This is a genomic window from Kocuria sp. LHG3120 (assembly GCF_049897445.1).
Taxonomy (GTDB): Bacteria; Actinomycetota; Actinomycetes; order Actinomycetales; family Micrococcaceae; genus Kocuria; species Kocuria rosea.
In genome coordinates, this window is record NZ_JAFCWG010000002.1 from 235,489 (window position 1) to 254,113 (window position 18,625).

General features: G+C 74.1%; 21 protein-coding genes. 6 read left to right on the top strand and 15 right to left on the bottom strand.

Annotation, left to right across the window (positions count from 1 at the left end):
- Positions 1-5 precede the first annotated feature (5 nt).
- The 5 genes from ACP7CD_RS05040 to ACP7CD_RS05060 form a co-directional block, all read right to left on the bottom strand.
- Positions 6-1,454, bottom strand: a complete 1,449-nt coding sequence (locus ACP7CD_RS05040; RefSeq protein ID WP_176337714.1) for an AI-2E family transporter — start codon at positions 1,452-1,454, stop codon at positions 6-8.
- A gap of 130 nt (positions 1,455-1,584) precedes the next feature.
- Complete coding sequence (locus ACP7CD_RS05045) at positions 1,585-2,679, bottom strand: zinc-dependent alcohol dehydrogenase (protein WP_426119257.1); 1,095 nt, start codon at positions 2,677-2,679, stop codon at positions 1,585-1,587.
- The gene (locus tag ACP7CD_RS05050; protein WP_426119259.1) at positions 2,676-3,707 is read right to left on the bottom strand and encodes a Gfo/Idh/MocA family protein; all 1,032 of its coding nucleotides are present in this window, start codon (positions 3,705-3,707) and stop codon (positions 2,676-2,678) included. The genes ACP7CD_RS05045 and ACP7CD_RS05050 overlap by 4 nt, the downstream gene beginning before the upstream one ends.
- The gene (locus ACP7CD_RS05055) at positions 3,704-4,843 is read right to left on the bottom strand and encodes a glycosyltransferase (protein ID WP_031283427.1); all 1,140 of its coding nucleotides are present in this window, start codon (positions 4,841-4,843) and stop codon (positions 3,704-3,706) included. Before ACP7CD_RS05055 ends, ACP7CD_RS05050 begins: the two co-directional genes overlap by 4 nt.
- A complete protein-coding gene (locus tag ACP7CD_RS05060; protein WP_426119261.1) occupies positions 4,840-5,808 on the bottom strand; it encodes a glucosyl-3-phosphoglycerate synthase in 969 nt (322 codons plus the stop codon). Before ACP7CD_RS05060 ends, ACP7CD_RS05055 begins: the two co-directional genes overlap by 4 nt.
- A 294-nt stretch (positions 5,809-6,102) precedes the next feature.
- Here ACP7CD_RS05060 and abc-f point away from each other — a divergent pair, with 294 nt between their 5' ends.
- Entirely contained in the window at positions 6,103-7,701 is a 1,599-nt protein-coding gene (abc-f, locus tag ACP7CD_RS05065; RefSeq protein ID WP_109222751.1) for a ribosomal protection-like ABC-F family protein, read from the top strand.
- A 21-nt stretch (positions 7,702-7,722) separates the two neighbouring features.
- Here abc-f and ACP7CD_RS05070 read toward each other — a convergent pair whose 3' ends face one another.
- From ACP7CD_RS05070 to ACP7CD_RS05080, 3 genes are read right to left on the bottom strand one after another with little or no spacing between them, the layout of a single operon-like run.
- Positions 7,723-8,709, bottom strand: a complete 987-nt coding sequence (locus ACP7CD_RS05070; protein WP_426119264.1) for an SURF1 family protein — start codon at positions 8,707-8,709, stop codon at positions 7,723-7,725.
- The gene (locus ACP7CD_RS05075; protein WP_095651523.1) at positions 8,706-8,984 is read right to left on the bottom strand and encodes a hypothetical protein; all 279 of its coding nucleotides are present in this window, start codon (positions 8,982-8,984) and stop codon (positions 8,706-8,708) included. Before ACP7CD_RS05075 ends, ACP7CD_RS05070 begins: the two co-directional genes overlap by 4 nt.
- Positions 8,985-9,038: 54 nt before the next feature.
- Positions 9,039-9,533: a DUF3099 domain-containing protein gene (locus ACP7CD_RS05080; protein WP_426119266.1), complete on the bottom strand. Its 495-nt coding sequence runs from the start codon at positions 9,531-9,533 to the stop codon at positions 9,039-9,041.
- A 176-nt stretch (positions 9,534-9,709) separates the two neighbouring features.
- On the opposite strand from ACP7CD_RS05080, the gene ACP7CD_RS05085 reads away from it, so the two are divergent.
- From ACP7CD_RS05085 to ACP7CD_RS05095, 3 genes are all read left to right on the top strand, one after another.
- Positions 9,710-10,438: a beta-ketoacyl-ACP reductase gene (locus ACP7CD_RS05085; RefSeq protein WP_426119268.1), complete on the top strand. Its 729-nt coding sequence runs from the start codon at positions 9,710-9,712 to the stop codon at positions 10,436-10,438.
- 45 nt (positions 10,439-10,483) lie between these two features.
- Positions 10,484-11,242 carry an SDR family oxidoreductase gene (locus ACP7CD_RS05090; protein WP_426119270.1) on the top strand — a complete coding sequence of 253 codons (759 nt, stop codon included), beginning with the start codon at positions 10,484-10,486 and terminating at the stop codon, positions 11,240-11,242.
- 177 nt (positions 11,243-11,419) lie between these two features.
- A complete protein-coding gene (locus tag ACP7CD_RS05095; RefSeq protein WP_426119272.1) occupies positions 11,420-11,929 on the top strand; it encodes an SRPBCC family protein in 510 nt (169 codons plus the stop codon).
- 17 nt (positions 11,930-11,946) lie between these two features.
- On the opposite strand, the gene ACP7CD_RS05100 is transcribed toward ACP7CD_RS05095, so the two are convergent.
- Positions 11,947-12,339 carry a VOC family protein gene (locus tag ACP7CD_RS05100; RefSeq protein WP_368796226.1) on the bottom strand — a complete coding sequence of 131 codons (393 nt, stop codon included), beginning with the start codon at positions 12,337-12,339 and terminating at the stop codon, positions 11,947-11,949.
- A gap of 37 nt (positions 12,340-12,376) precedes the next feature.
- Positions 12,377-12,793: a VOC family protein gene (locus ACP7CD_RS05105; RefSeq protein ID WP_035923955.1), complete on the bottom strand. Its 417-nt coding sequence runs from the start codon at positions 12,791-12,793 to the stop codon at positions 12,377-12,379.
- Positions 12,794-12,900: 107 nt separating this feature from the next.
- Here ACP7CD_RS05105 and ACP7CD_RS05110 point away from each other — a divergent pair, with 107 nt between their 5' ends.
- Positions 12,901-13,455: a dihydrofolate reductase family protein gene (locus ACP7CD_RS05110; RefSeq protein WP_176337718.1), complete on the top strand. Its 555-nt coding sequence runs from the start codon at positions 12,901-12,903 to the stop codon at positions 13,453-13,455.
- On the opposite strand, the gene ACP7CD_RS05115 is transcribed toward ACP7CD_RS05110, so the two are convergent.
- Positions 13,413-14,213, bottom strand: a complete 801-nt coding sequence (locus tag ACP7CD_RS05115; RefSeq protein ID WP_017834356.1) for an amidohydrolase family protein — start codon at positions 14,211-14,213, stop codon at positions 13,413-13,415. The two genes, ACP7CD_RS05110 and ACP7CD_RS05115, sit on opposite strands and share 43 nt — an antisense overlap.
- A 111-nt stretch (positions 14,214-14,324) precedes the next feature.
- Here ACP7CD_RS05115 and ACP7CD_RS05120 point away from each other — a divergent pair, with 111 nt between their 5' ends.
- Positions 14,325-14,735: a hypothetical protein gene (locus ACP7CD_RS05120; protein WP_017834355.1), complete on the top strand. Its 411-nt coding sequence runs from the start codon at positions 14,325-14,327 to the stop codon at positions 14,733-14,735.
- Between the two features lie 55 nt (positions 14,736-14,790).
- Here ACP7CD_RS05120 and ACP7CD_RS05125 read toward each other — a convergent pair whose 3' ends face one another.
- The 4 genes from ACP7CD_RS05125 to serB all read right to left on the bottom strand — a co-directional run bounded on the left by ACP7CD_RS05125 (position 14,791) and on the right by serB (position 18,610).
- Complete coding sequence (locus ACP7CD_RS05125) at positions 14,791-15,054, bottom strand: multiprotein-bridging factor 1 family protein (RefSeq protein ID WP_368796220.1); 264 nt, start codon at positions 15,052-15,054, stop codon at positions 14,791-14,793.
- 53 nt (positions 15,055-15,107) lie between these two features.
- The gene (locus tag ACP7CD_RS05130) at positions 15,108-15,773 is read right to left on the bottom strand and encodes a response regulator (RefSeq protein WP_017834353.1); all 666 of its coding nucleotides are present in this window, start codon (positions 15,771-15,773) and stop codon (positions 15,108-15,110) included.
- Positions 15,770-17,569: a sensor histidine kinase gene (locus ACP7CD_RS05135; protein WP_017834352.1), complete on the bottom strand. Its 1,800-nt coding sequence runs from the start codon at positions 17,567-17,569 to the stop codon at positions 15,770-15,772. The genes ACP7CD_RS05130 and ACP7CD_RS05135 overlap by 4 nt, the downstream gene beginning before the upstream one ends.
- Positions 17,570-17,680: 111 nt before the next feature.
- On the bottom strand, positions 17,681-18,610 hold the full coding sequence (gene serB, locus ACP7CD_RS05140; protein ID WP_017834351.1) for a phosphoserine phosphatase SerB: 930 nt from the start codon (positions 18,608-18,610) through the stop codon (positions 17,681-17,683).
- Positions 18,611-18,625: the final 15 nt, after the last annotated feature.

The following is an 18,625-nucleotide window of genomic DNA, read 5'->3' on the forward strand; positions in this document are numbered from 1 at the left end:
CCAGACTAGGGCTTGCGGGCCCCCGGGGCGGAACCGGTGTCCTCGTCCTGCGCGGGCCCCGCGCCTTCGGCGTCGTCGCGCTGCCGGACGGCGTCGCGCTCCGTGGCCCCGAAGCGTCCGCCCAGGGCCTGCTGGTAGCGCATCCGCTGGTACTTCCAACGCTCGGCCATGGTGGCCTTGGCCTCGACGCGGTCCTTCGGGTTCACCGGGTCCGGGCCGAGCACCGGGTCGTCGCCGACCTGGTAGCGGTTGGACCAGACCTGGATGACGGCCCACGCCACGGCGGTGTACGGCACGGCCAGGATGGCGCCGAAGATGCCGCCGACCAGCGTGCCGACGGTCAGGGCGAGCAGCACCATGAGGGCGTGCAGGCTGAGGGTGCGGCCCATGATGATGGGCTGCAGGATGTTGCCCTCGATCTGGTTCACCGCGACGATCACCACGACCACCGCGAGGGCGATGACCGGCCCGTTGGTGACCAGGGCGACCAGGGCGGCGATGATGCCCGCGATGGTGGCGCCGACCACCGGGATGAACGCGGTGACGAACACGAGGACCGCGAGGGGGATCGCCAGGGGGACGCCCAGGACGAGCAGCGCGCCCCCGATGAGCACGGCGTCCACCGCCGCCACGAACGCCGTTCCGCGGACGTAGCCGCCGAGCACTTGCGCGCTGCGGTCCACGGACTCCGCGAGCTTGGCCCGGCGCTCGCCGCGGAACCAGCGCAGCGTGAAGTTCCACATCTTCTCGCCGTCCTTGAGGCAGAAGAAGAGCACCACGATCATCAGCACCAGGCCGGTCACGAACTCGGTGGCGGCGCCCAGGCCGCTGAGGGCGCCGCCCGCGAAGGAGCCGCTGGTGACGAAGTCCCCGGCCTGCTGGACGGCGGAGTCGATGGCGGCCGTGTCGACGGGGATCGGTCCGGACTGCACGAGGCGCTGCAGCTCCTCCCAGCCCTCCACCGCCGAGGCGGTGAGCGTGTCCCACTCGCTGCGCACGGCGAGCACGATGCCGGTGAGCACCCCGCCGACGAGTGCCAGGATCCCGAGGAAGGCGGCGAGGGTGGCCAGCAGGTTGGACCAGCCCCTGCGCTCGAGCCACTTCACGACCGGTCCCACGGCGGAGGCCAGGATGAGCGCGACGAGCACGGCGATGAGCACGACCTTGACCTGCAGCAGGATCCAGATCAGCCCGACCACCACGGCGGCGACGAGCAGGGTCTGGGCGGCGCGGGAACCGGCCCGGCCGAGGGAGTCCGCCCAGGGGCTGACGGCGGGGGCGAGGGCCTGGGTGGCCTCCTCGAAGCCGGCGGGCTCGACCCCGGGGCCCGTGGCGGGGGCCGCGCTGGTGCCGGGGTCGGCCTGACCGCCGAGGACGCGCTCGGCGTGCAGCGGCGCCGCACTCGAGCCTCCGGACGACGTGCTGTGCTGCTCGGGGCGTGGGGGATTTCCCATGCGGGCGCTCCTCGGGGCGTGGGTGGCGAAGGGAAGACGGGCACCGCGGACGGGACGACGGCGATCGAGCCAACACTAAGGCGACTGTGGAGGGCTGTCCAACGGTGCCCGCGCGCGTGGGCCGGAGGGCTCAGCGGGGGTCGTCGACGACGAAGACCGCGGTGAGCACGTGCCGGCGCCGCACGACCACGTCCTGCATCAGCGCGGGAGCCTCGTCGAAGGGCACGACGTCGCTGATCAGGTGCTCGCGGATCTCGCCGCCGTGGGCGGCCAGCAGGCGGATGGTCTCCGCGGACAGCCGCTGCCGGTCCCAGGTGTGGGCGAGACCGCGGGGGACCCGGCCGATCTGTGCGCAGCGCAGGCTCAGCCCGTTGTGGTGGAACTCCTCGCCCAGCCGCACCGCGTCCGCGCCCGCGGTGTAGAACGCCAGGTCGATGACGCTGCCCTGCGGCCGGACCGCGCGCAGCGCCGCGTGCAGGGCCTCGGGCTTGCCGCGGCACTGGAACACGAGGTCCGCACCGTGGTCTCCCGGCCCGTGCCGCCAGCGGGTCTTGAGCACCCGGCCGGGGTCGTCGGCGAGGTCCAGGGGGAAGAAGCCCAGCCGCTCGGCGAGCGCCCGCCGTCGAGGGTCGGAGTCGGCGACGGCGACCTCGCGCGCGCCGAGGGCGCGGGCGAACAGGGCCGTCATGAGCCCCACCGGGCCCGCGCCCGTGACCAGCACGAGCCGCCCGGCGACCCCGTCGCCGAGCCCGCGGACCGGTCCCGCGTCCGCCGCGGCGTGCAGCAGCCCGTTGGCGCAGATGGGGCCGAAGTGGGCGACGAACACGCCGAGCAGGGGGTCCAGCGCCTCCGGCAGCGGCACCAGGTGCTCGGTGAGCGGGTCGGCGACGTGGGCGGTGGCGTGGCCGTAGGCCGTGGCGAGCACGTCGCCGGTCCGGAACGCCGGCGTGCGGGAGCTCGCCACCCGGGCGACCTCCATGTAGCCCAGGCGGCGCACCGGGTAGCCCTGCTCCGCGGCACCGGGCCGGAACAGCCCGAGCTCGGTGTCGTGCCGGGAGTGCAGCCCCGGGTGGTCGCCCTTGACGAAGGCCAGCTCCGTGCCCGCGGACAGCCCCGTGGCGAGAGTCTCCAGCAGCACGCCGCCGTCCGGGACCGCGGGCAGCTCCTCCTCCACGATCTCGATCCGGTGCCGGGCGGGGACGACGAGGTTGCGGCGGGCGCTCACGGTTCACCCGCCGGTGCCGCGCGGTCCGGTCCCACGCCACTCGGTCCCGCGCCGCCCGGGTCCGCCAGGGCGACGGGCCGCCCGGTGCGCGCCGAGTCGGCGATCGCGCACGCGAGCCGGTGGGTGCGCAGCGCCTCGCCGTAGGGTGCGCGGGTGGACTCGCGCTCGCCGCGCACCGCCTCGAGGAACTCCCGGTCGACGGTCACCCTCGGGTCCTCGGCAGGGGTGTGCTCGGAGCGGTCCCGCGCGCCGTAGGCGGTGAGGCCCTGCTCCGAGAGCTCCAGGTAGAGCCCGCGGCTCACGGTGTGCAGGGCGGCGCGGTGCTTGACCGCGAGCGCCGACGTCGCGGCGAGCGTGGCGACGGCCCCGGAGCGGAAGCGCACGGTCGCGGCGGTGGCGTCGTCGACGTCGCCGTAGTCCTGCGGGGCCCCGTCCGGGGCCCTGCGGATCCCTGCGGAGTACACCTCGACGGCCTCGCCCAGCAGGAAGCGGGCGGTGTCGAGCACGTGGGTGAGCTGCTCCACGACCTGGCCGCCCGAGCGGTCCGTCCGCCCCCACCACGGCACGGGCGGTCGCTTGTCCAGCCAGTAGCCGTTGGCCAGCAGCGGGGGCGCCTCGGCGAGGAGCTCCCGGGCCAGCACGGCGGTGTCGAGGCAGCGCCAGTGGTAGCCGGTGCCCGTGACCACCCCGCTCTCCTCGACCCGGGCGCCGATCTGCTCGGCGACGTCCAGGCCCAGTCCCACGGGCTTCTCCACGAACAGCGCCTTGCCGCGCTCCAGCGCGGCGAGCTCGGCGGGCCCGTGGGCGAACGGCGGCACGCAGACGTAGACGGCGTCGGCCGCCACGGCGTCGAGGGCCTGCGCGGGGTCGGTGAACGCGGGGACGTCGAGTTCAGCGGCCAGGGCGGTGGCGGCGGGCAGGTGCGCGTCCGTCACCCCGACCACGCGCGCCCCGCCGAGTCCGTGCAGCACGTCGACGTGGCGACGGGCCACGGATCCCGCCCCGACCAGGGTGATGCGCAGCGTCATGTCGGGTTCTCCTCCAGGAGCCGGTGGTACAGGTCCAGGTAGCGCCGGGCCATGCCCGCCGGCGTCCACTGCTCGGCGGCGTCCCGGCAGGTCTGCGGGTCGATGCTGTCCAGGTCCCGCAGGTGCTCGACCAGGTCGTCCTCCGCCGCGGCCAGGAACCCGGTGCGGCCGTGCTCCACCAGGGAGGGCAGCACCCCCAGGGGGGTCCCCACGACGGGCACCCCCCGGGACAGCGCCTCGACGACACCGGTGGCCCCGGGTTCGGCCCAGCGGTTGGGCGTCAGGAGGGCGCGGGCCGAGCGCAGCAGGCGCTCCTTGCGCTCGCCCGCCACCCCGCCCACCCAGGCCACCGACGTCCCGTCGACCAGGGGCCGGACCGCCTCGAGCCAGTACCGGACGTCGGGGTGGGAGCGCAGCGCCTCGTCGCCGTCGGCGAGGCGCCGCTCCAGCTCCTCGGGGTCGTCGATGCCGGCCACGGGCCCGGCCAGCACCAGCGGGATCCCCGCCCGCCGGCAGACGCGGGCGGCGGTGTCCTGGCCCTTGTCGGCGGTGATCCGGGCCAGCACCAGCGCGTGCTCGCCCCGGGGCGCGTCCACGGGCAGCCCCGGGGGCGCGGCCAGCGGCACCACCCCCAGCGTCTGCCGCCGCAGGTTGGCCGGCGCCCGCTCGAGCTGGGACGCGGAGACCGCCGCGAACCGGACCCGGCCCCGTCCGTCGAACGCCGAGTAGAACTCGGGGTGCTTGCGCAGGTCCCAGTGCAGGGTCTGCAGCACCGGTGGGGCCGCCGTGCCCATCGCGCCCAGCACGGACGGTCCCACGACCTCCAGGTGGTCGTGCACGAGGTCCCACCGCCGCGGTCCCCGCAGCGCGTCCACGAGGCCCTGCATGTGCGCGTGGGCGATGCCCGAGACCCGGTTGTAGGGCATCGCGATGGAGCGGAACGCGGGCTCGGGCAGGGGACGCAGGTGGTCGTCGGCCTCGAGCGTGCTGGGGCCCACCGTGGCGAGCGTGACGTGCACGCCGGCGCGCCGGAGCTCCGGCACCAGGGTGGCGACCACCGTCTCGATCCCGCCGTAGCCGGACGGGGGCACGGGCAGCCAGGGGCCCGCGTTGACGAGCACCCGCAGCGCGCTCATGCGACGCGGCCGGCCGGCTGCGCCCGGTACTCGGGCACCTGCACCATGGGCGGGCGCTCGCGGACGCTGACGTCGTGGACCTCGGCGAGGAAGCGCTCCCCCTGGCGCAGGAACTGCGTGAGGCGCCCGGTCTCGTCGGCGACGGGGGAGTCGCAGCGCAGCCGCGCCTGGACCGTCAGCTGGATCTGGGCGGCCATGCGGGCCAGGGCGGCGTCGGAGGAGTTCCGGTGGGACCGGACGCCCAGGTCCACCTGGGCCATCGCGTCCAGGCCCACGGCCTCCAGCACGTCGATGAGCATCGCGATCTCCACCCCGTACCCGGAGACGAACGGCACCCGTTCGAGCAGGCTCCGGCGTCCCGCGTACTCCCCGGCCAGCGGCTGGACCAGCCCCGCCAGCCGCGGCCAGAACAGGTTCAGCAGCGGGCGGGCCACGAGCTCGGTGACTCGCCCACCGCCCGCCGGCATCACCGTGGCGCCGTCGTGCAGCGGGCGGTCGTAGCAGCTCTTGACGAACTGCACCCCTGGCTCGGTCAGCAGCGGCCCCAGCAGCCCCACGGCGAACTGCGGGTCGAACTCCCGCAGGTCCGAGTCCACGAACGCGAGCACGTCCCCGGTGGTCACGGCCAGGGACTTCCACAGCGCCTCGCCCTTGCCGGGGACGTTGCCGTGGGCGGGCAGGATGTCGGCCTGCCGGTGGACCCGGGCCCCGGCCGCCGCGGCGACCGCCCCCGTGCCGTCCGTCGAGTCCGAGTCGATGACGACGAGCTCGTCGATCAGCGCCACGTCCTCCATGAGCGTGCGCCGCAGCGCGGTGACGATCGCGCCCACGGTCTCGGCCTCGTTGCGGGCCGGGAGCACCACGCTGACCGTGCTGCCGCGCTTCCGGCGGCAGAGCTGCTCCGCGGACCACTGGCTGCCGTGGTAGCTGCGGGTGGTGAACCACTGCTGGACGTCCTGTCGCATGCTGCTCGCTTCCGACGATGAGAAATACTGGAAGGAGACTGACCAGTTGACGTCGGACACTACCCAGCGACGGCCCCGCCGAGAAGAGTCCGCCCGGAGTCGGGCGATTGTGTCGGGCGAATGTGTCAGCCTCCGGGCCCGGACCGCGGAGAAGGCGCCCGTCCGGCACGTGAGCAAGAACGCGGACCCGGCCCGCTGGGCGGGGTGCCGCCGCGGAACGGGGACCGGTAGAATGGACAGGTTGCCCGGTCAGGGCACCCACTCCTCACCACTGCCTCCCGAAAGGTCTCCTCCGTGATCACTGTCCAGAACCTCGAACTGCGTGCCGGTGCGCGGCTGCTCATGGACGAGGTCAACTTCCGGGTGGACAAGGGGGACAAGATCGGCCTGGTCGGGCGCAACGGCGCCGGCAAGACCACGATGACCAAGGTCCTCGCCGGGGAGACCCTGCCCGCGGGCGGGACGGTCACGCGCACCGGGGCCATCGGCTACCTCCCGCAGGACCCCAAGGTCGAGGACATGGAGCAGCTGGCCCGGGACCGCATCCTCTCCGCCCGCAACCTCGCGGGCGTCGTCGCCCGCCTGCGCCAGGCCGAGCAGGACATGGCCTCCGAGGACGACGCCGTGCGCAACAAGGCCATGCGCGGCTACGACCGGCTCGAGTCGGAGTTCCTCGCCGGCGGCGGCTACGCCGCGGAGTCCGAGGCCGCGACGATCACGTCCAACCTGGACCTGCCCGAGCGGATCCTCGACCAGCCGCTGCGCACCCTCTCCGGCGGTCAGCGCCGTCGCGTGGAGCTGGCCCGCATCCTGTTCTCGGACGCCGACATCATGCTCCTCGACGAGCCCACCAACCACCTGGACGCCGACTCCGTGGTGTGGCTTCGGGACTTCCTGAAGAACTTCCAGGGCGGGCTGCTGGTGATCAGCCACGACGTGGAGCTGATGGAGATGGTGGTCAACAAGGTCCTGTACCTGGACGCCAACCGCTGCGTCATCGACCTGTACAACATGGGCTGGAAGAACTACCTGCTGCAGCGCGAGCAGGACGCCCACCGCCGCAAGCGCGAGTACGCCAACGCGGAGAAGAAGGCCACCGCGCTGATGGACCAGGCCAACAAGATGCGCGCCAAGGCCAGCAAGGCCGTGGCCGCGCAGCAGATGATCAAGCGCGCCGAGCGGCTCATGAACGGCCTCGAGGGCGAGCGCCAGGCGGACAAGGTCGCGAACATCCGCTTCCCGAAGCCCGCCGACTGCGGCAAGACCCCGCTGACCGCCCGGGACCTGTCCAAGTCCTACGGCTCGCTCGAGATCTTCAACGACGTGGACCTGGCCATCGACCGGGGCTCCCGGGTGGTCATCCTCGGGTTCAACGGCGCCGGCAAGACCACGCTGCTGCGGATGCTGGCGGGGGAGGCCCAGCCGGACACCGGTGAGGTGGTCCCGGGGCACGGCCTCAAGCTCGGCTACTTCGCCCAGGAGCACGACACCCTGGACCCGGACCGGACGGTGCTGGAGAACATGCGCTCCGCCGCCCCGGATCTCGCCGACACGGAGGTCCGCAACGTCCTGGGCTCGTTCCTGTTCCAGGGCGACGACGTGTCCAAGCCGGCCGGGGTGCTCTCCGGCGGCGAGAAGACCCGCCTGGCCCTGGCGACCCTCGTGGCCTCCTCCGCCAACGTGCTGCTGCTCGACGAGCCGACCAACAACCTGGACCCGGCCTCCCGCCGGGAGATCCTCAACGCGCTGCGCACCTACGAGGGCGCGGTCGTGCTCGTCTCGCACGACGAGGGCGCGGTCGAGGCGCTGGACCCCGAGCGCGTGGTGATCCTGCCCGACGGCACCGAGGACCTGTGGAGCCAGGAGTACCAGGACCTCATCTCCCTGGCCTGACGGCGGGCGCCCCTCGCGACGTCAGTCGCGGGCGGCGGAGGTGTGCTCGCGCTCCAGGGCGTCCAGCATCGCGTCCTCCTCGTCCTCCCACGTGGGGCCGGAGCGCCGGCGCTGCGGCCGGGGGCGCATGAGCGACCTGAGGTGGGCCGGCATGTCGTCGGCCATCTCGAGCTGGCGGACGACGAGCTCCTCGTCGCCCTCGCCGATGTAGTTGCCGTCCTCGTCGTAGAACCGTGCGAGCCGGCGCTCCATCTCCTGGGCGAACTGGCGGTCCCAGGCGTCGTTGCGGGCCTGCTGGCGGGCGGCGTAGCCCCAGGCCACGAAGAACAGCGCCGCGAACGCGTACCACTGCAACGAGTAGGACAGGTGCGGCCCGGAGTCGATCTCCGGCTCCGGAGCCGGCGCGGGGGCCGCCGCGGGGGCCGGGTCCTCGGCGAAGACCTCGCCGTAGGCCGCCGTCCCGATCGGCCGGTCCCAGCGCTCGCGCAGCTCCTCGAGGTCGATCGAGGCGATCTGGCCCGCGGGGGCGCCGCGGCTGACGGACGGCTCCCCGGGCTGGAGCCGGGCGGTGACCGTCACCCGGCCGGCGGGCGGGGCCGGCACCTCGTCCGGCATCCCGTTGGCCGCCTCGCCCGTGGGGATCCAGCCGCGGTCGAGGACCACGAGGTCCCCGTCCTGCGTGCGGAACGGGACGAGCACCTCGTAGCCGACGCGCCCGTCCTGCGGCCTGTTGCGGACCAGCACCTGGTCCTCGGGCAGGTACTCGCCCGTGAGCTCGACGGGGTGCCAGGTGAGGCGCTCGTCGTGGGCGGCGAACTGCTCGGCGGCGGCCGCCCCGGTCAGGGGCTCGGCGCGGTAGTTCTGCGTGATCTTGGCGTTCTCGCCGACCAGGTGGTCGTTGCGGTCCATCTGCCAGCCGCCGAGGTACACCGAGACCACGGCGGCGGCGCAGGCGAGAAGGAAGAAGCCGAGCCACTTGCCGCTGAGCAGGAAACGGTAGTCGTTCATCCCCGGCGCTCCTGCGCGGGGCCGGCGTCGGCGAGGGGGACGGTGTCCTTCCAGAAGCCGCGCGCGCCGAGGAACTGCTCGAGGTCGCCGCGGTGCTCCGGGCACGCCAGCCACGTCTTGCGGCGCTCCGGGGCGTGGATGCGCGGGTTGTTCCAGCGGATCTGCCACGCGGCGTCCGCGCGGCAGCCCTTGCGGGAGCACTGCGGGGTGTCGGGCCCGGCCGGGGGAGCGTCGGCGCCTCGCGGGGACAGCGATCCGAGCAGGTCGAACTCCACGGCGGTCGTGCTCCTCAGGGTCTTCGGCGGGTCCCGGTACGGCCCGCGGCGGGCTCAGGCCGCTCCACGGCGCCGGGTGGTGTCGTCCTCGACAGTAGCGGAGGAAGCCGGGTCCCCGCTGGGAGCGGTCGTGCTCCCGCGGCCGTCCGGGGCGGGGTCGTCCTCGCGGTGCCCGGCGACGAACTCGCCCTCGAGCACGAAGTCGATCGCCAGGGGCGGGGCCGGCGGCCGCGGCTCGGGGGCGGCGGCCAGCGCCGGCGCGGCGGGCGGCTCGTAGTACTGGCTCGTCCGGGCGGAGCGGTCGTTGCTGTTGGCCAGCAGCACCGCCATCCACGGCAGCACGGCCACGCCCAGGATCGCGACGCCGCGCACCCAGATGTTGTCGACCGCGACGAACACGATGAGGCACACGATGCGCAGGCTCATCTGGATGCTGTAGACCTTCATCCGGTGGCCCATGTCCTGGGTGTGCGGCTCCGCGGTGGCGGTGATGGAGTGGACGTCGTCCTGGCCGGCGGCCTCGCCGGTCGTGAGATAGCGCTTGCTCATGGTCCTCCCAACAGACGATCAAGTGTCTCACCGGGGTCCGACATCGAGAAGGCGGTCCTCCGGGGCTACCGTCCGGTCGCCCGCGGCGACCGGTACGATTGGGGGGATTTCCACGCGGGCCGGCGCCGACCGGCGTGCCGCGCACCCGCGACCCACGACCGAAAGGCCCCCTCCCCATGGCAGACGAGCAGCGCAGCCTGGCCCCCCGCACCGTCCTCGTGACCGGCGGCAACCGCGGGATCGGACGGGCCATCGCCCAGGCGTTCCAGGACGCCGGGGACAACGTGGCCGTCACCTACCGCTCCGGCGAGGCGCCCGAGGGCTTCTTCGCGGTGCAGGCCGACGTCACCGACTCCGCGTCGATCGACGCCGCGTACAAGGCCGTCGAGGCCGAGTTCGGCCCGGTCGAGGTGGTCGTGGCCAACGCCGGGATCACCCGGGACACCCTGCTGCTGCGGATGAAGGAGCAGGACTTCCAGGACGTCGTGGACACCAACCTCACCGGCGCGTTCCGCGTGGTGCAGCGCGCCGCCAAGGGATTCATGCGCCTCAAGCGCGGGCGCGTGGTCCTCATCTCCTCCGTGGTCGGGCTCTACGGCTCGCCCGGGCAGGTCAACTACGCCGCGTCCAAGGCCGGTCTGGTCGGCATCGCCCGGTCGATCACCCGGGAGCTGGGCGGGCGCAACGTGACCGCCAACGTCGTCGCCCCCGGGTTCATCAACACGGAGATGACCGCGGCGCTGCCGGAGGAGACCCAGAAGAACTACCTCGCCTCGATCCCGGCCGGCCGGTTCGCCGAGCCGGAGGAGGTCGCCGCCGTCGTGCGCTGGATCGCCTCCGACGAGGCGAAGTACATCTCCGGCGCCGTCATCCCCGTGGACGGCGGCCTCGGCATGGGCCACTGAGCCCCGCCGCCCCCTGATCCCCGCACGTTCCACCGAAGGAGCACCATGAGTTCACTTGCAGGCAAGACCGCCGTCGTCACCGGGTCCTCGCGCGGCGTCGGCGCCGACACCGCCAAGCTGCTGGCCGGGGAGGGCGCCAACGTGGTCGTCAACTACCGGCAGAAGGCGCCCCGCGCCAACAAGGTCGTCAAGGAGATCGAGGCGGCCGGCGGGAAGGCCATCGCCGTCCAGGCGGACATGACCGAGCCCGAGGACGTCCGCAGCCTGTTCGCCCGCGCCGTGGAGGCCTTCGGCGGGGTGGACGTGCTCGTGCTCAACGCCTCCGGGGGCATGGAGACGGACCTCGGTGAGGACTACGCGCTCAAGCTCAACCGGGACGCGCAGAACGACACCCTCAGCGCCGCGCTGGAGCACCTGCCCGAGGGCGGGCGCGTGGTGTTCGTGACCAGCCACCAGGCGCACTTCATCAACGACGTCGAGACCATGCCGGAGTACGTGGAGGTCGCCAGGTCCAAGCGCGCCGGTGAGGACGCCCTCACCGCCCGCATCCCGGAGCTGACCGGGCAGGGCATCACGTTCGTGGTGGTCTCCGGCGACATGATCGAGGGCACCGTGACCGCGACCCTGCTCAACCGGGCCCGGCCGGGGGCGCTCGAGGAGCGCCGCGAGGCCGCCGGCAAGCTCTACTCCGTGCAGGAGTTCGCCGAGGAGATCGCCCGCATGGTCACCGCCGACGTCCCCACCGGGCACGTCGAGCTCGTCGGCGGCGCCGACGACTTCCTGGCGAAGGCCGGTCGCCGCTAGGCCCACGGCTCCCGCCGTCGTCCCCGCCGCAACCGGAGCCCGCGGCGGCGCGAAACCGTCCGCAATGTGACGCCGTCCGCCCTCCGGGGGTGCTAATCATGGACTCCACGGCACGAGGCCGATCGCGCCTCGGCCAGGAGCACCTCCGCGCGGTGCGGAGCCGAGCGAGGAGCCACCATGACCCCACAGCCCACCGGACGCCTCGACACCGGCGGTCACCTCGTCCTCACCCGCACGTTCCGCGCCCCCGTCGAGGAGGTCTGGGCCGCGGTGACGGACTCCGCCCGGCTGGCCCGGTGGTACGGGGCGTGGAGCGGGGACCCGGCCACCGGGCGCGTCGAGGTGCTGCTGACGGTCGAGGACCTGGACGAGCCCGAGCCCCTGCTGATCCGCCGCTGCGACCCGCCCCGGCACCTGGCGCTCACCCTGGGCACGGCGGCCGACGCCTGGCGCGTGGACCTCGACCTCCAGGACGACGACGGCACCACCGTCCTGCGGCTCACCCACCGGTACCCGGACCCCGACGAGGTGGAGTCGGTGGGGCCCGGCTGGGAGTACTACCTGGACCGGCTCGTGGCCGCCGAGACCGGCGGGGACCCGGACGCCGTCGACTTCGCCCGGGACTACCACCCCGCGATGTCCGGGCACTACCGGCCGCTCGCCGAGCAGCTCCGGGCCCGGGACTGATCCCCGCCGGACGGGCCTCACCCGGGGTTGGGGCTCGCGATCTGGATGAGGTTGCCGCAGGTGTCGTCGAGCACCGCGGTGGTGTACGGGCCCGAGACCGTGGGCTCCTGGACGAAGTGCACGCCGCGCTCGCGCAGCCGCTCGTACTCCGCCCGCACGTCCTTGACCCCGAAGCTCGTGAACGGGATGCCGTCGGCCACGAGCGCGGCCTTGAACGGTCCCACGGCGGGGTGCTCGGAGGGCTCGAGCACCAGCTCCACTCCCTCGGGCGCCTGGGGCGAGACCACGGTGAGCCAGCGGGCGCCGCCGGCGGGGACGTCGTGCTTGACCATGAAGCCGAGCTTGCCGGTGTAGAACAGCAGCGCCTGCTGCTGGTCGTCAACGAAGACGCTGGTGTGGGTGATGCGCATGGGACGCTCCTTCTCGGGTCGGGCGGCGCGGGGCGCGTCAGGAGCCGGCGTCGCCGACGCTGAACATCCAGTGGATGCCGAACCGGTCGGTGCACATCCCGAACAGGCCGCCCCAGGGGGCCTCCTCGAGCGGCATCGTGACGGTCCCGCCCGCGCCCAGTGCCTCCCACCAGCCGCGCATCACGGACTCGTCGTCCCCGCTCACGGAGACCGAGACGTTCTCGCCGACGGCCAGGTCCATGCTGTTCGGGGTGTCGGCGGCCATCAGGACCATGCCGGTCCCGGTGGTGAGCATCGAGTGCATCACCTTGTCCTGCTCCGCGGGGTCGTCGCTGGCCCCGTACTCGCTGAACCGGCTGACCGACAGCTCCCCGCCGAACACCGAGCGGTAGAAGGTCATCGCCTCCTCTGCCGTGTCCCGGAACGAGAAGTAGGGATTGAGCAGCATGGGCATGGCCGGGCCTTCCGCGTCGATCGGTCGATGCTCCCATCATGACGCCGTCCGCGGCGCGGGGGAAGCAACCCTGGGAAGCCGCCGGAGGGGTGCGTAACCTGGTGCGCATGAGCAGAACGCAGTACTACGTGGCGGCCAGCGCAGACGGGTACATCGCCGACCGGGAGAACCACCTCGACTGGCTGCTGCAGTACGGCTTCGAGGCCTACCAGGAGCACTACGACGCGTTCCTGGGCGACGTCGGCGCGCTCGCGATGGGCGCGAGCACGTACGAGTTCGTCCTCGACCAGGGGGACTGGGCCTACGGGGACCTGCCGGTCTGGGTCTTCACCCACCGCGAGCTGCCGCGGCCGGCGGGGGCGGAGCCGACCTTCGTCAGCGGACCGGTCACGATGCACGCCGAGGCCCTGGTCGCCGCCGCGGGCGAGCGGAACCTGTGGGTGGTGGGCGGCGGGAAGCTCGCGGCCCAGTTCGCGGACGCCGGTCTGCTCGACGAGCTGTGGCTGACCTACATGCCGATCGTGCTGGGCGGAGGACATCCCGTCCTGCCGACCGCAGCGGCGCGCGACCTGCGGCTCCAGCGCACCACCCACTTCGAGGGCGGCGCCGTGGAGCTGCGCTACGTCCTGGAGGGCCCGGACCGGCAGGTGTGGCCGGAGTAGCCGCTCTCCGCCGCCGCGCGCGGCAGCCCGTACCAGGCCGCGGCGTTGTCGTGCAGCACGGCCGCCGCGGCGCCGGCGCCCAGGGTCTCGGCGACCAGCGCGACGTCCGCGTCCCGGAACGGGCGCTCCGCCCGGGTGCTCGGCAGATCGGTGCCGAAGAGCAGGGCGGTCGGGTCCACGGCGTGGATCCGGCGCAGCGCGTCCGGCACGTCGAGGTCGACGCGCCCGAACCCCGTGGCCTTGACCTTCACGCCCCGCTCGACGAGCTCGAGCAGCCGCGGCAGCCCCGCCGCGCTCATGCCGAGGTGGTCGACGCCGGCCCGCGGCAGGCGCCGCAGCACGGGGGCGAGGTGCTCCAGCGCGGCGGCGTCCGCGTAGAACTCGGCGTGCCACCCGGCGAGGTCGTGCACCCGCCGGGCGAGCCGCTCGATGCCGGCAGGGTCCGCGTCGGCGCCGCGGCGGAGGGTGAAGCGCACCGCCCGCACCCCGGCCCCGTGGAGCTCGCGCACCTGCTCGTCCGGGACGGCGGGCGGCAGCTGGGTCACGCCGACGAATCCGGGGCCGAGCTCCGCCAGCGCCGAGCGCAGCCACTCCTGGGCGTGGCCCTGGAAGGAGCCGCTGACCACGGCCCCGCCCGCCACGCCCAGTTCCCGGACCCTGCGCCGGTAGTCCCCGACCGTGAAGGTCGGCGGCAGGTACCCCTGGTTGGGTACCAGCGGGAACCGCGGGTCGACCACGTGCAGGTGGGCGTCGATCATGCGGTCATTCTGCCCGAGACCGTGGGGCGGTGCGCGGGGGCGGGCCGGTCCGGCGGCGCGACCGGGGTGGCGCCCACCCTCGTTGCTTCCGCACACATACACTGCATGCCTGTGACCACCACTGTCCTGACCCCCGACCACGTGCTCCAGGCCGCCGAGGAGGCCCTCGACCGGGCCCGGCGCAGCTACGCCCGGAAGCTGCTACGCCTGGTGGCCGCCGAGCTGGCGCGCCGCCACCCCGACGCGGTGCGCCTGGACGTGCTCGGTCACGACGGTGACCAGGAGTTCTTCGTCGACGCCCTGCGCGACGCCGCGGGCGACTACGTCTGGGGCGACCCGGGCCGGGTCGTGGTGGTGCGCGAGACGGCCGACGACGAGCTCGGCGGCACCGTCACGGTCGCCGCGCGGGACGTGCGCGAGCTCGTGGGCCGCGCCCTGGACGCCTACGCCGGACCGCTGGAGCGGCTGCTGCACCACGACGAGCAGAGCGACACCTACTGGCTGGACCTGACCGCGCCCTGACCGGCCCCGGGACCGTCCCGGCCTGGGCGCGGCGGCCGTGCCCGGGCGGTGCGGATCACTCCTCGTAGGGGGGCCACAGGCTGACCCCCAGCCGCACCTCGAGGCGGGCGATGGTGTACCCGTCCGGCCAGACGTGCCCGTCCAGGATCCGGGACAGCGCCGTGTGGTCGACACCGGTGAGCGCCCCGAGCTCCCGCAGCGTCCGGGACCCCGCGGCCGCCCGCAGGTTCAGCGCGAACAGCCTCGCCCGCTCCGCCACCGGGTCGCCGCAGATCTCGTCCGGCCAGGAGAGACACTGGTCCTGTGGTTCCGGTCGCACCCTGCTCGCCATGGCGGGCAGTCTAGGGACCGGCCCTGAGCATGAACCTGGGATCAGGAGGCCGCGGGCCCGTAGCGGTGCTCCGGGCGGCCCGTGCTCCCGTAGCGGAGCTGGATCTCGACCGACCCGTCCTCGGCCAGTGCGGAGAGGTAGCGCTGGGCGGTGGCCCGGGAGATGCCGACCTTCCGGGCGATCTCCGCGGCCGAGAGGGGCACCCCGGCCTCCAGGGCCGCCAGGACCGAGCCCTCCGTCGCGGACCGGGTGCGCTCGCCGGGGGAGGCGGTCTCGCCCGGGTGCAGGGCGTGCAGGGCGCGGTCCACGGTCTCCTGCGTCAGCGCGTCCCGGTCGGTGAGCAGCCGGCGGTACCGGGCGTAGGCCCGCAGGGTGCGCGCCAGCCGCTCGTTCGGGAACGGCTTGATGAGGTAGGCGAGCGCGCCGCGGCGGACGGCGGTCCGCACGGAGGCCGGGTCGGCCGCCGCGGTGAGCATGATGACGTCCACGTCGAGGGCCCGCAGCAGGTCCAGGCCGAGTGCGTCGGGCAGGTAGACGTCCAGCAGCACGAGGTCGGGCTGGTGGGCGTGGACGGTGCGCATCGCCTGCTCGGCGGTGCCCACGGGGGTCAGGGCCGTGAAGCCCGGCACGGCGTTGACGAAGCCGGCGTGCAGCCGTCCCACGTGGAAGTCGTCGTCGACCACGAGGACCACCAGGTCGTCGCTCATCCTGCACCTCCTGATCTGCCGGCGGACCGTTCGCCGCCGACGTCGGCCCCGGGCCCGGGGTCGCGGACCACGGTACCGGGCAGGCGGGCGCAGAAGACGGCTCCCGGCCCGCCGGGGCGTCCGGGATCGGCCACCCACACCTCCCCGCCGCGCCGGCGGGCCAGCTCCCGGCTCAGGGACAGGCCGAAGCCCTGGCCGTGGACGTCGGGCAGCACGGCGAACGGCGCTGCGCCCTCGTCCCCGGATCCGCCGGCGGGAACGGCGGTGGACCAGCCCTGGGCGAAGATCGGCTCGGGGTCCGCCACGGGGAGCCCGTCGCCGGAGTCGGCCACGACGAGGTGCAGGGTGCCCTCCCCGCCGGTCCAGTCGTCGAGCAGCTCGACCTCGACCCATCGGTCTCCCGCCGCGCCCTGGACGGCGGCGCGGACGGCGTTGTCCACGAGGCTGCCGATCACGGTGGTGACGTCCTGCGGGTCCGTGATGCGGCCGCGGACGAGGGTGTCGGCGCCGATGCGCAGGCTCACGCCGCGCTCGGCGGCCTCGACGCTCTTGGCCCCCAGGAAGGCCTGCAGGTAGGGGTCGCGCAGCAGCTGGGCCCCCTCGGCGGGGTAGCTGAGGGGGCCGGTCTCGGTCACCTCGGCCACGTACCGGCGGGCCTCCTCGGCGTCGCCGATCGCGAGCAGCCCCGCGATGGTGTGCAGGCGGTTGGCGAACTCGTGGCGCTGGGCGCGCAGGGCGGTGCTGAGGGCGCCGACGGCGTCGAGCTGGCGGGTCAGGGACTGCAGCTCGGTGCGGTCCCGGATCAGGACCACCCAGCCCAGCGGGGGCAGGCCCGGGCGGTCGGGCCGGACGGCGCGGGCGGAGAGGATCAGCACGTGCCGGCCGACGACCTGCTCCACGGCCGGGGACGCGGGGGTCGCCGCGGCGAGCAGCGCCGCGAAGGACGTCGGCAGGCCCGCCTCGGCCAGCGGGGTCCCCACGAGCCGGGCGGGCTCCGTCACGCCCAGCAGCCGTCCCGCCTCGGCGTTGACCACGGTGATGCGGTGCTCGGGGGAGATGCCGATGACGCCTTCGTCGACCCCGCGCAGCACCGCCTCCTGGTCCTGGGCGAGCGTGGCGATCTCCTCGGGCTCCAGGCCGAGGGTGAGGCGCTTGAGCCGGCGCGCGATCGCCGCGGAGGCGGCCGCGCCGAGGCCGAGGGCGCCCACGGCGGTGGCGGCCACGGGGGTGATGTCCTCCCGCAGGGTGGCGAGCATGTCCGTGCGGGAGATCCCCACGCTCACGGCGCCCACCACGGCGTCGTCCGTTCCCGGGGCGTACACCGGGACCTTGGCCCGGGCGGAGCGCCCCAGGGTGCCGCGCTCCTGGCTCGTGACCTCCCGCCCGGCCAGGGCCTCGGTGGGGTCCGTGCTGACGGGCCGGCCCAGCTGCTCGGGATTGGGGTGGGAGAGCCGCAGCCCGGTGTCGTCGGTGATCACCACGAAGAGGGACTCCGTGCGGTCGCGGACCTCCTCCGCGGCGGTCTGCAGGGCGCCCCCGGACAGCACCTCCGGGTCGAGGTCCGCGGGACCGGCGTCGAGCAGGTCCGCCACGCCCGCGCGGACGTCGTCGTCGGCGGCCACCGACCGGGCGATGGACAGCGCCTGGCCCTCGGCGTCGCGGCCCAGCCGCTCGTAGGTCAGCCAGGCGTAGACGCCCCCGCACAGGGCGACGACGAGGGTCACCACGGCGAGGTGCAGCAGCATCATCCGGGCCAGGAAGCCGGGGCGCTGCCGGGGCGCACCGGGTGCCGTCACTGTCTCTCCTCGGGGCCGGGCGCGGTCTCGTGCTCGAGGGCCGCGCGTGCTGCATCCCACTCTACGACCCGGGTCGGCCGCCGGGAGCGGGGTCCCGGCGGGGGCGGGGGATCAGAGGTCGGCGAAGAACCGGACCGCGTCGAGGTTCGGCAGGTTGACCTGGGCGTCGGCGGCCGCGCGCAGGGCGGGCTTGGCGTTGTAGGCCACGCCGAGCCCGGCGGCCGTGAGCATGTCGAGGTCGTTGGCGCCGTCGCCCACGGCGATGACGTCCTCGGGGGCGACGTCGAGCTCCTCGGCCCAGGTCCGCAGGCACCGCTCCTTGACGGTGCGGTCCACGACCTCGCCGAGCACCCTGCCGGTGAGCGTGCCGTCGACGACTTCGAGGGTGTTGGCCGCGTGCCGGGTGAGCCGCAGCTGCTCGGCGAGCGGGGTGAGGACGCCCAGGAAGCCGCCGGAGACCGCCGCCACGGCGTGCCCCTCCCGCAGGAAGGCCTTGACGAGCACGTCCGCGCCGGGGGAGAGCCGGACCGCGGCCAGGACCTCGTCGAGCACGGACGCGGGCAGCCCGGCGAGGGTCTCGACGCGCGCGAGCAGGGACTCGGCGAAGTCCAGCTCCCCGAGCATGGCCGCCCGGGTCACGGCGGCGACCTCGGCCTCGCGCCCCGCGTGGGCGGCGAGCATGTCCACCACCTCCTGCTGGATGAGCGTGGAGTCGACGTCCATGATGAGCAGCTTCTTGCGCCCGGGGTCGAAGAGGGTGGTCGGCACCACGTTGACGTCCACGCCCGGCAGCATCTGGGTCAGCGGGTCGGGGCGCAGGGCGGCGAGCAGGGCGGTCGCGTCGGAGCCGTGCACGAGCGCGGTGAAGGCGTTGTAGCCGGGGACCTCCGAGTCCGGCCCGGCCGAACCGGGGCCGGTGACCCGCACCGTGGAGAAGCGCTCGACCTCGGCGCCGGCGTCCTGCACGAGGGTGAGGATGCGCTCACGGGCCTCAGGGTCCGGATTCTGGGCAAACGCGATGACGGCGAGGTCGGTGGTCATGTGCGCCAGCTTATC